Raw genomic sequence first — 11,015 nt, 5'->3', positions numbered from 1 at the left:
GCGTGCCAGCATTTCGTTATGAAGCAGTCGATGCGGTTGGCAGTACAACCAAAGGCGTGCTCAACGCCGATAGCGCCAAGGCGGCACGCGTGGATTTGCGCGCACAGGGTTTGTTACCACTTCTGGTAGAAGCGATTGCGCAGCAAACCGATGCCGCTGGCAACCTTCAGCGGCGCGGGTTTGCCGAACATCTTTCCACAACAGAGATCGCCTTGTTTACGCGCCAGCTCGCCAGTCTGTTAGAGGCGGGACTACCCCTGGAGCAAGCCTTAACTGCATTGCTGGAGCAGGCCGAGCGCACCTATCAACGCGATCTGATCGCCTCAATACGTTCCGACGTCACTGGCGGCGCATCGCTGTCGGCGGCGCTGGCTGCGCATCCCCGCGACTTCGCCGACATCTATCGCGCATTGGTCGCCTCGGGTGAGCAAATCGGGCAACTATCGCGGGTCTTGTCGCGGCTGGCGGATTACATCGAGCGCCGCAATGCGCTGGTGCAAAAGGTCAAGCTGGCATTTACTTATCCGGCCATTGTTACCGTGGTCGCGTTTGTGATAGTGATTTTTTTGCTGACGTATGTAGTGCCGCAGATTGTTGCAGTCTTTGCCAATACCAAACAAAAGTTACCGCTGCTGACAGTGCTGATGCTGGCGACCTCCGACTTCGTGCGGCATTACGGCTGGATGGTACTGGTAGCCGTCATCGCATTATTCTACGGCTGGCGCGCAGCACTCAAAAATCCGGCGACTAAAATGCGTTGGCACACCTGGCTACTCCGCGCGCCGTTGTACGGCAAATTCGAGCGCAGTCTGAATACATCGCGCTTTGCCAGCACGCTGGCGATTACGACAGGTTCCGGCGTACCGATTTTAAAGGCGCTGCAAACCAGTCGCGATACGTTATCCAACGTCGCCATGCGCCAGCAAGTCGACACCGCCGCAGCCAGCGTGAGCGAGGGCGTTGGGCTTGCGCAGGCACTGGCACGCCACAAGCATTTTCCGCCGATGCTGATTCACATGATTCGCGCCGGGGAGGCCACTGGTGAACTGCCAGCAATGCTCGATCGTGCGGCCAGCGCGCAGGAGCAAGATCTGGAGCGACGGGCAATGACGATTGCTGGACTGCTTGAGCCCGCTTTGATTCTGGCGATGGGCGTCGTCGTTTTGTTGATCGTGTTAGCTGTGCTGATGCCGATTATTGAAATCAACCAGTTAGTACGCTAGTTCAATTATTACGTTAGTTCAATTAAGGATCGCCACATGGCAAAATATTTTAACGGCAGCGTCGGCAACGCGTTACGCCGCCATCCCACGCGTTTGCCCGGTTTAGTTAGTCTGGTCTTATTTATGCTGCTATGCGCATGCGGCGCGTACTGGACGATGCAGCTGCTCAAACCACCGGTACGTACAATCGCCGCGCCTCCACCAGTTGACGTGGCACCGGTAGATATTAGTCAGGCAGTCGGCCTGTTTGGCGCGCAGGGCGCAGTAACGGTCGTCAGCAATTACCAATTGACAGGCGTAGTGGTTTCAAAAAAAGTGGGAGAAAGTGTCGCCATTCTTAGCGCCGACGGCAAGCCAGCACAAGCGGTCATGCAGGGCAAAGAACTGCTGCCCGGGATCGTTATCAAGGAAGTGCATCCTAACTTTGTTCTGCTATCCAAAGGCGGTATTTTACAGCGCGTAATGCTGCCAGAAGACACCACGCCAAAGTTAGAATTGATCACACCAGCACCGTTACCACCGCCAGGCTCGGAAACACACAACCAGTAAGCGGGCGCAGCAATCACAGGTGGGCCTATCGGTAAAGGCCTCATGCCCTTGACCTTTTGGCTTAATGCATCTTGCAGTAATCTTACGCATTAATCTTACGCATTAGTCTTATTTACCTAGCAGTGCCATCGTCTTGTGCCATTCCGCGGCCCATGCATCCAAAAATTCATGCGAACTAAAGGCGCGTTTCAGATGTGGCAATGGCACCCGATAAACGTCATTTAAGCCCAATGCTAACGTAACGGGATTCCAGACGATTTTATTTTTTGCTTTTTTTGTACTGCCTTTAACCCTCGACCCCTCATCACCAAATATTCCGCCGCCAGCATCAAGGGCCTGCGCCAGATCAATTTTGACGAGGCGCGCGAACGCTATCAATACCTGTTCTTTATTAATCCCCGTCTGCGATTCTTTTGCACCTTCAACGTCGGCTGGTTCTTGCCGGGCCTGAATTTCAGCTTGAACTTCCGCTTCGGCTTCCCGTTTGAGTTTGCTGGCGTGGCGCTCCAGATCCTTCTTCAAAAAACGTAGTTCATCCAACGCCCTGCGAAAGCCGGGCGGCTTGAGTTGGGTCACGATGCGATAGACGTCTTTAGTCATCGTGATGAGCACATCTTCGCTACCGGCAGCGAGCCGCTGGGTGTCGCCTTCAAAAAATATCGGCGCCGCATAACCACCGTTGGCATCGCCAAAGAGTGCTGCATAATCAGCGTCATAGTCTAGCCATACGTAGGGAGTCAAGCCGCTCTCTATCAAGCGCGCCAAGGTCCACGGCGTGCCGGTGTGTTGCGCCAGCCAGTGGCAGGCCTGCGCCGTTGTTGCCCGAAAAGGTAATTCGATGATCGCCATCCGTCTTTCTTCTTTCACAAACCAATAGTTAATTGCTGGTATTCATCACGTGGTTAACGATCTCAGTGTCGCGTAAGGAAATTATAACTTCCTGAGCGTTGAAACGCCTAAAGGTTGCAAAGCGGCGAATCAGGAGAACCGCCAATAAGATACGCAGGCGTTATTAAGCAGAGACCTGAAGGCGTGGTCCGGCAGGTAAGAAATCAGCGAGGAAATTAAGGAGGAAAAGCGTGGACAGTCTGTGAAGGAATAAAAAATCTTCCCGTAAACGAGAGCGTCGCAAGGCGTACAACGAAGCATCTCCCTTTTTTACCGCGTTATGTAACGCAGTAAAAAAGGGCGTTTTATATTGCCATGAAAATGCGTTTGTTCGGCATTAAGCCTGCATCAATGCACCGTCACGCAACCGCCACAAATTGAGCGGATTATTATCTTGCAGTGCTGTCGGTAATAGCCATGCCGGTAAGTCCTGATAGCTGACCGGACGCAGGAAGCGCTCAATTGCACTAGCGCCGACCGAAGTGCCGCGACTGTCGGAGGTAGCGGGGAAGGGGCCACCATGCACCATCGCATGCGATACTTCCACGCCGGTTGGGTAGTTGTTGACCAGAATACGGCCAACTTTACGTTCCAGCGTCGGTAGCAGGGCCTGCGCTGCGGTCTTGTCATTTTCGGTCAGAAATAAGGTGGCGGTCAGTTGTCCGTCCAGATACTCAGCGATTTCTTTGAACTGGGCGATATCGCGGCATTTGATCACGAGCGAACTGGCGCCGAAAATTTCTTCCTCCAATGCGGGATTCTCTAAAAATGTCGCCGCATCCGTCACGAATAGTCCAGCTTGACCAGCGCTTGCGCTCGCACCGGTTTGACCTCGTGCCAATAGCGCGACGCCCGAAGCGCCAGCCAACCGACTGACACCATCGTTAAATGCTGCGTGAATACCTGGCGTCAGCATGGTACTGGCGGCTTTTCCTTGCAGGGCGGTAACCGCTGCATCGCAAAAGGTGTCGAGATCAGTGCCGTCAATCGCAATCACCAGGCCCGGATTGGTGCAAAACTGACCGGCGCCCATGGTGAGCGAGTCGATGAACCCGCTTCCGATCTTGGCGGCACCTTGCGCCATTGCATCCGGCAGCAGAAACATTGGGTTGATACTGCTCATTTCCGCATACACCGGAATCGGTTCGTCACGTTGCGCGGCGCTCCGTACCAGCGCCAGACCACCTTGGCGGGAACCGGTAAAACCGACTGCCTTGATAGCAGGATGCGTGACCAGTGCCTGACCGATGGTGCGGCCGTCGCCATGCAACATCGAAAATACACCTTCTGGCAATTTGCAACTGGCGACTGCCGCTTGCACTGCTTTGGCGACCAGTTCGGATGTGCCGGGATGCGCGCCGTGCGCTTTGACGATGACAGGACAACCTGCTGCTAATGCGGAAGCGGTATCGCCGCCAGCTACTGAAAACGCCAACGGGAAGTTGCTGGCACCGAAGACCACGACCGGCCCGAGGGCGATCTTGCGCAGACGCAGATCAGGACGCGGTGGCGCGCGATCAGGCAATGCCGAGTCAAGTGCGGTCGCCAACCAGTTGCCATCGCGTATTACTTTGGCGAACAGGCGCAATTGTCCGACCGTGCGACCGCGCTCACCTTCCAGCCGCGCTTGTGGTAAGCCGGATTCTTGCATAGCGCGTTCGATCAAAGCAGGACCGATGTCAACAATATTCTGGGCAATTTGCTCTAGAAAAGCAGCCCGTTCTTCAAGTGAAGTGTCACGGTAAACGTCGAAAGCTTGCTCCGCCAACGCGCAGGCTTGTTGTACATCAGCTAGTGTACCTGTGCCGAAAGAGGGCTCGATTGTCGCGCCGGAAGCTGGATTGATGGCGTGAAATGGGGTTGCGGTACCGTGCACGGCCGTTTGGCCAATCAGCATGTCGCCGTTTATAAGAGTCGTCAAAATATTCTCCTTGGAGCAGATGCGAATTAATTAGAGACACATCGGCGCGCAGCCAAAAAAGGTCACAGCACGCCGTAAAAAATAGTCGTTACCCGGTCTTGATATATTGCGGATCAGGCGGGCCAGAAAGAACTATTGCGGGCCGAGTGATGCGATCAAAGCACCCAGTTGTTCACATTCCTGCGGATTCAGATCGATCAGCGGCGTGCGTACCGGGCCAGCGCCGTGTCCAACCAATGTCGCGCCGGCTTTTACAATACTGACTGCATAACCGGCTTTCTTGTTACGGATGTCCAGATATGGCAGGAAGAAATCGTCAATCAGGCGATTGGTAGTAGCGAAGTCATCGGTCCTGATCGCTTCGTAAAATTCGATCGCCGTTTTTGGGATGAAGTTGAATACCGCCGACGAGTACACCGGCACGCCCAGCGCTTTGTAGGCTGCCGCATACACTTCAGCAGTTGGCAAGCCACCCAAATAAGTAAAGCGATCGCCCAACTTGCGGCGAATAGTGACCATGGTTTCGATTTCGCCGACGCCATCCTTGAAGCCAATCAGGTTCGGGCACAAGTCAGCCAGTTGCATGAGTGATTCCGCGCTCAGTTTGCAGACATTACGGTTGTAGATGACGACGCCAAACTTGACCGACTTACAGACCGCTGCGATGTGCGCGACCAAACCGTCCTGGCTGGCTTCGGTCAAATAGTGCGGCATCAGCAGAACACCGTGTGCACCAAGGCGTTCTGCTTCCTGAGCGTAGGCGATGGCAGTACGGGTAGGGCCGCCAGCGCCAGCCAGAATGGGTACTTTGCCCCGACATGTTTCCACCGCGACCTTAACTACCTGTGTGTAATCTTCTGGCGTCAGCGAAAAGAATTCACCCGTGCCGCCTGCGACGAATAACGCGGTCGCGCCGTAGGGTGCCAGCCATTCCAAACGGTCGGCATAAGTGCCTGGGACGAAGTCGCCGTGCGCATCGAAGTCGGTGATCGGAAATGACAGCAGGCCGGACGAAAGAATTTGTTTCAGGTCTTGAGGAGTAAACATGGAGGCACCGATTAATGATGAATGGGAAGCGATGACGTCGATATCAAACGTCCCACTTGTTATCAGTCATCGTACAACATGAGGCATCCAAATGCAAGCGCTCGTGGTCACCCTTTCAAATAAACAAAATTAGTTGGCGTGCTCTCCGGCAGCAGGTGCCGCGGGATTAAAAGAAAAGTGATGGCAACTCAGGATGCTTCGATCAGTTCCTGCGCACGACGCAGGCGTTCACGACTGTTGCTTAAATGCGTACGCATGGCGGCGCGGGCTGACTCCGGGTCCTGACGCGCGATGGCGTTGAAGATGTCTTCGTGTTCACGATTAACGCGCTCCATATAGATAGCAGGATCGTCCTGTGCCAGCTTGGCGGAGTTGAGCCGTGCGCGCGGAATGATATTGGTGCCGAGGTGGGTAAGGATGTCATGAAAATAGCGGTTACCCGAAGCCAGTGCGATGGTCAGGTGAAATTGCAGGTCCGCCGTGACCGTTTCGCCATCGCCCATGGAACTGATTTGGAATTTGTCGAGCGCACTACGCAGTTGTTGAAGCTGGCCCTCAGTGCGGCGGCTGGCGGCTAATCCGGCGGACTCCGTCTCAAGGCTGATGCGCAGTTCAAGGATGGCCAACACATCGCGCATGGTGATGATGGTATTTGGGTCAATTCCCAAATGGGCGGCAGGAGCGGGTGCTAATGCGAAGGTGCCAATGCCGTGCCGTGTTTCGACCATACCGGATGCCTGCAGGTGCGAAATTGCCTCTCGCACCACAGTTCGGCTGACGCCACGGATGCGCATGATTTCTGACTCCGTGGGTAGTTTATCCCCCGGGCTGATATGGCCCTCGCGGATGCCATCGGCGATATAAGCAACCACGCCTTGCGCCAAATTACGATGTTTTTTAGGCGGTGCCGAGGGCGTAGCGGGGAAGTTCATGACATTGATCCGATTAAATTATTGGGGAGAAAACTTGATTGCTATTTTTGGGTGACCTGATTATACTCCAACGTCAGTTGTCTGATAACCGATAACAATAACAAGTTGGTGTATTGAAAATAGGAATGAACGCAGGCCGTCCAAGACTGCCCCCATTCATGCGGTGCCCCTCATAATGCTTCAGGAGACAAAATGCATATTCCGCAAGTCATTCCGTCCGTGGCAGTCAGTGCCAAGGCCAGCCGTGTTCGCTGGAGCATCCTTGCGGTGCTGTTCATTGTCACGACCATCAATTTTGCGGACCGCGCAACGATAGCGATCGCCGGACCTGAATTGAAAAGATTGCTGGGTTTATCGCCAGTCGAAATGGGCTTCGTTTTTTCCGCCTTCGCCTGGTCCTACGTGCTGGCGCAATTGCCGGGCGGTTGGCTGCTGGATCGTTTTGGGTCCAAGATCACCTATTTCTTTAGCATTTTTCTCTGGTCCGTGTTCACCATGATGATGGGCTGGGTCGGCTTTTTTACCGGCGGTACCGCAATTGCTGTTTTATTTATTTTGCGCCTGCTGATTGGCGCAGCCGAAGCACCGTCTTTTCCCGGTAACAGTCGTATCACTTCGGCCTGGTTTCCGACAAATGAGCGCGGTACCGCTGCCGCCATCTTTAACTCGGCGCAATATTTTGCCACCGTGTTATTCGCGCCGTTGATGGGATGGCTGGTGCATACCTACGGCTGGCAGAGCGTGTTTTATGTCATGGGCGCTCTCGGTATCGTGATGGCTTTCGTGTGGCGCAAGACCATCTATGGACCGAAGGACCACCCGCGCATTAATGCGGCAGAACTCGCTTATATTGAAGCGGGCGGTGCGCTCGTTGACATTGAAAGTGCGACTCAAGGTAAACCGGTTACCAAGATTAATACCTTCGCTTCTATCAAAGAAATGCTAGGCAATCGCATGCTACTGGGCACCTACATCGGCCAGTATTGCATCAACACGTTGACTTATTTCTTCCTGACCTGGTTTCCTGTGTATTTGGTGACCGAACGTCATATGACCATCCTCAAAGTTGGCTTTGTTGCCGCGTTGCCGGCAATCGCTGGTTTCCTTGGGGGAATCCTGGGTGGTTTTATTTCCGACCGCCTGATCCGATCCGGCTATTCCCTATCGGTAGCGCGCAAGACACCGATTGTTGGCGGCATGTTGCTCGCCATGAGCATGATATTTTGTAATTATGTGGACGCCGACTGGCTCGTGGTCGCCATCATGGCGCTGGCCTTTTTTGGCAAAGGCATCGGCGCGCTGGGCTGGGCCGTGGTGTCCGACACCGCGCCAAAAGAAGCCGGCGGCCTGAGTGGTGCGTTGTTCAACACTTTCGGCAACGTCGCAGGTATTACCACGCCCATCGTGATCGGCATCATTTTGCAAGCGACCGGCTCGTTCGCCGGAGCGCTGGTGTTTGTCGGTGCCAACGCCGCAGTAGCGATTCTGTCTTACCTGTTTATGGTGGGCGATATCAAGCGCTTTGAATTCAAGAAAACGCGGGACCCGGCAGTAATTTCTGCGCAATCTCAAAGCGCGGTTTAGCGCGCATTGCAGCTTGCGCTAATCGAAATGCTGATAGTTCTTGTCTGCGGTCCCCCAGCCGAAACCGCAACCGCAACCAATCATACTTAACCCTTAAGATTTATCCATATCAGAGAACATAATGAAGAATGATAAGAAGAATAATTGTGTTGACGCCGGCCGTCGTGTAGCACTTCTTAGCGGCCTTGCCGCTGCGACCACCGCGCTGACAGCCGGGGCGCAAAGCGTTGACTTTAAAATCAATTCGCGTTATCCAGACTCTAGTGTACAGGTGCTCGATCCCAGCTTCTTGAAGTATCGTTTATACAGTTCGACTGTAGAGCAGCTCGCTACCGGTTTCCGATGGATGGAAGGCCCGGTATGGTTCGGTGATGGTCGTTTTCTACTGTTTAGCGATATTCCCAATAACCGTATCATGCGCTGGGACGAGGTAACCGGCGCCACGTCCGTATTCCGTAATCCTTCCAATTTTTCTAACGGCATGGCACGTGATCGCCAAGGCCGTTTGCTCACTTGCGAACACTTGACGCGGCGCGTGACCCGTACCGAGTACGATGGCCGTATCACAGTGCTGGCGGACGGATATAACGGCAAGCGTTTCAATTCGCCCAACGATATCGTCTGCAAATCGGACGGTTCGGTGTGGTTCACCGATCCACCGTTTGGGATCGGCACCGAATGGGAGGGTGATAAGGCAACCGCTGAATTACCGCATTCTGTCTATCGTATCGATGGACCATCCAACAAGCTTACGTTGATCAATGACACATTGGCAGGTCCCAATGGACTGGCTTTTTCTCCAGATGAAAAGTTACTTTATATCGTTGAATCACGCGCAACACCGAGCCGTAAGATCTGGGCTTATCAGGTGATGGATGGCGGTCAGAAGTTGGGAGCGCGCACGCTCGTCATTGATGCTAACGGCCCCGGCAGTATTGACGGCTTCAAGGTCGATATGGATGGCAATTTGTGGGTTGGCTGGGGCAGCGATGGCAGGCTTGGCGTTAATCCTGCTGATCTTGACGGCGTGATGGTATTCAATCCGCAGGGAAAACCCATCGCGCATATTCATTTGCCGGAACGCTGCACAAATTTGGCTTTCGGTGGCGCGAAGAAAAATCGTTTGCTGATGGCAAGCTCGCATTCGCTGTATGCTTTATACGTGGAAACACGCGGCGCCGTTTAACACCACGTACTAACAGGTAACACCCAGGAGATCCCGATGAACTCAGTAACAATCGACACAGTAACAATCGACACAATAACAATCGACACAATAACAATCGACACATTAACAATCGACACAATACCAAGCGCAGTTGTGCAAGCGGTCGCACGCACCGGGCCGTTGTATATCAAAATGCACGATAACGACAATGTGGCGATTGTGGTCAATGATGGCGGCCTGCCGGCTGGTACTGAATTCCCCGGTGAGTTTGTACTGAAAAATCGGGTTCCACAAGGACATAAAATTGCCTTGATTGCCCTGTCCGAGGGCGCGCCGATTATTCGCTACGATGTTGTCATTGGCTATGCGGTCCGCGCCATCGAGCAAGGCAGCTGGATCGAGGAATCGCTGGTGCGGATGCCGCCAGCGCGTGAACTGGATGGCTTGCCGATCTCGACCCGTGTGTTGCCACCCGCAGCAGCGCTTGAGGGTTACACTTTTCAAGGCTACCGCAACGCGGATGGCAGCGTGGCGACCCGTAATATTCTTGCCATTACTACCACTGTGCAGTGTGTCGCTGGCGTAGTTGAGCACGCGGTTAAACGGATCAAAGATGAATTGTTGTCGCAGTACCCGAACGTGGATGACGTGATCGGGCTGGAGCACACCTATGGTTGCGGCGTGGCGATAGATGCGCCGAACGCAAACATCCCGATACGGACGCTACGTAACATCAGCTTGAATCCGAATTTTGGCGGGCAGACGATGGTCGTTAGCCTTGGCTGCGAAAAGCTGCAACCGTCGCGCTTGCTGCCAGAAGGCGCGATACCGATTCAGAACGGTCCCTACATCGTCACCTTGCAGGACGACGTTCACGTTGGTTTTGAATCAATGATTACCGCGATCATGGATATGGCGAAGTTGCGGCTTCAAGCACTGAACCTGCGCACGCGGGAAACTTGCAGCGCCGCGGATCTGGTCGTTGGTGTGCAATGCGGTGGAAGTGACGCGTTCTCTGGCGTAACGGCGAACCCGGCGGTCGGGTATGCTACCGATCTGCTGGTCCGCGCCGGAGCCACGGTCATGTTCTCGGAAACCACCGAGGTGCGCGATGGAATCGATCAACTGACTTCACGCGCTATCAATGCCGATGTCGCCAATGACATGATCCGTGAGATGGCCTGGTACGATGACTATCTCAAAAAAGGCGGCGTTGACCGCAGCGCCAACACTACGCCAGGCAATAAAAAGGGCGGTCTCGCCAACATCGTCGAAAAAGCCATGGGCTCCATCGTTAAGTCCGGCACCAGCGCGATTTCTGGCGTGCTGGCACCGGGTGAAAAGCTCAAACAAAAGGGTTTGATCTATGCTGCTACGCCGGCCAGTGATTTTATCTGCGGTACGCTGCAACTGGCCGCCGGGATGAACCTGCACATCTTTACCACCGGACGCGGAACGCCCTACGGTCTCGCAGCAGTGCCAGTCATCAAGGTCGCCACACGCGACGATCTGGCGCGCCGCTGGCATGACCTGATGGATGTCAACGCTGGCCGCATCGCCACCGGCGAGGCCACCATCGAAGATGTCGGCTGGGAATTATTTAAGTTGATGCTGGAGGTTGCCAGCGGCCGCAAAACATGGGCAGAGCATTGGAAGCTACACAATGCGCTGACCTTGTTTAATCCGGCACCTGTGACCTGAAT

Annotated in this window: 9 protein-coding genes; 5 read left to right on the top strand and 4 right to left on the bottom strand. The window is 54.3% G+C overall.

What is annotated here, in order from left to right; translation table 11 throughout:
- Positions 1-2: 2 nt before the first annotated feature.
- Both gspF and HAV38_RS18425 read left to right on the top strand, forming a co-directional pair.
- The gene (gene gspF, locus HAV38_RS18430) at positions 3-1,223 is read left to right on the top strand and encodes a type II secretion system inner membrane protein GspF (RefSeq protein ID WP_168056837.1); all 1,221 of its coding nucleotides are present in this window, start codon (positions 3-5) and stop codon (positions 1,221-1,223) included.
- A gap of 36 nt (positions 1,224-1,259) precedes the next feature.
- On the top strand, positions 1,260-1,772 hold the full coding sequence (locus HAV38_RS18425) for a type II secretion system protein N (protein WP_168056836.1): 513 nt from the start codon (positions 1,260-1,262) through the stop codon (positions 1,770-1,772).
- Positions 1,773-1,880: 108 nt separating this feature from the next.
- On the opposite strand, the gene HAV38_RS18420 is transcribed toward HAV38_RS18425, so the two are convergent.
- The 4 genes from HAV38_RS18420 to HAV38_RS18405 form a co-directional block, all read right to left on the bottom strand.
- Positions 1,881-2,621 (bottom strand): hypothetical protein, encoded by a 741-nt coding sequence (locus tag HAV38_RS18420; RefSeq protein ID WP_168056835.1) that lies wholly within the window; start codon positions 2,619-2,621, stop codon positions 1,881-1,883.
- A 376-nt stretch (positions 2,622-2,997) separates the two neighbouring features.
- Positions 2,998-4,557: an aldehyde dehydrogenase (NADP(+)) gene (locus HAV38_RS18415; protein ID WP_168056961.1), complete on the bottom strand. Its 1,560-nt coding sequence runs from the start codon at positions 4,555-4,557 to the stop codon at positions 2,998-3,000.
- A 156-nt stretch (positions 4,558-4,713) separates the two neighbouring features.
- Positions 4,714-5,628 carry a 5-dehydro-4-deoxyglucarate dehydratase gene (kdgD, locus tag HAV38_RS18410; RefSeq protein ID WP_168056834.1) on the bottom strand — a complete coding sequence of 305 codons (915 nt, stop codon included), beginning with the start codon at positions 5,626-5,628 and terminating at the stop codon, positions 4,714-4,716.
- Positions 5,629-5,816: 188 nt separating this feature from the next.
- Positions 5,817-6,560: a FadR/GntR family transcriptional regulator gene (locus HAV38_RS18405; RefSeq protein ID WP_168056833.1), complete on the bottom strand. Its 744-nt coding sequence runs from the start codon at positions 6,558-6,560 to the stop codon at positions 5,817-5,819.
- 192 nt (positions 6,561-6,752) lie between these two features.
- Between HAV38_RS18405 and HAV38_RS18400 the strand changes: the two genes are divergently transcribed.
- The 3 genes from HAV38_RS18400 (at position 6,753) to garD (ending at position 11,013) form a co-directional block, all read left to right on the top strand.
- Positions 6,753-8,144 carry an MFS transporter gene (locus HAV38_RS18400; RefSeq protein WP_168056832.1) on the top strand — a complete coding sequence of 464 codons (1,392 nt, stop codon included), beginning with the start codon at positions 6,753-6,755 and terminating at the stop codon, positions 8,142-8,144.
- A gap of 121 nt (positions 8,145-8,265) precedes the next feature.
- The gene (locus HAV38_RS18395; protein WP_168056831.1) at positions 8,266-9,330 is read left to right on the top strand and encodes an SMP-30/gluconolactonase/LRE family protein; all 1,065 of its coding nucleotides are present in this window, start codon (positions 8,266-8,268) and stop codon (positions 9,328-9,330) included.
- A 174-nt stretch (positions 9,331-9,504) separates the two neighbouring features.
- Positions 9,505-11,013 carry a galactarate dehydratase gene (garD, locus tag HAV38_RS18390; RefSeq protein ID WP_168056960.1) on the top strand — a complete coding sequence of 503 codons (1,509 nt, stop codon included), beginning with the start codon at positions 9,505-9,507 and terminating at the stop codon, positions 11,011-11,013.
- Positions 11,014-11,015: the final 2 nt, after the last annotated feature.

Origin of the sequence: Glaciimonas immobilis (genome assembly GCF_011947285.1) — a bacterium.
GTDB classification, from domain to species: domain Bacteria; phylum Pseudomonadota; class Gammaproteobacteria; order Burkholderiales; family Burkholderiaceae_D; genus Glaciimonas; species Glaciimonas immobilis.
This window is presented reverse-complemented; position numbering and strand designations above follow the sequence as displayed.

What these genes read in the sequence shown, in the direction of transcription:
- HAV38_RS18425 (WP_168056836.1), top strand. Translation starts at nt 1,260, where the DNA reads ATGGCAAAATATTTTAACGGCAGCGTCGGCAACGCGTTACGCCGCCAT.
- HAV38_RS18420 (WP_168056835.1), bottom strand. Translation starts at nt 2,621, where the DNA reads ATGGCGATCATCGAATTACCTTTTCGGGCAACAACGGCGCAGGCCTGC.
- HAV38_RS18415 (WP_168056961.1), bottom strand. Translation starts at nt 4,557, where the DNA reads ATGCTGATTGGCCAAACGGCCGTGCACGGTACCGCAACCCCATTTCAC.
- kdgD (WP_168056834.1), bottom strand. Translation starts at nt 5,628, where the DNA reads ATGTTTACTCCTCAAGACCTGAAACAAATTCTTTCGTCCGGCCTGCTG.
- HAV38_RS18405 (WP_168056833.1), bottom strand. Translation starts at nt 6,560, where the DNA reads ATGAACTTCCCCGCTACGCCCTCGGCACCGCCTAAAAAACATCGTAAT.
- HAV38_RS18400 (WP_168056832.1), top strand. Translation starts at nt 6,753, where the DNA reads ATGCATATTCCGCAAGTCATTCCGTCCGTGGCAGTCAGTGCCAAGGCC.
- HAV38_RS18395 (WP_168056831.1), top strand. Translation starts at nt 8,266, where the DNA reads ATGAAGAATGATAAGAAGAATAATTGTGTTGACGCCGGCCGTCGTGTA.
- garD (WP_168056960.1), top strand. Translation starts at nt 9,505, where the DNA reads ATGCACGATAACGACAATGTGGCGATTGTGGTCAATGATGGCGGCCTG.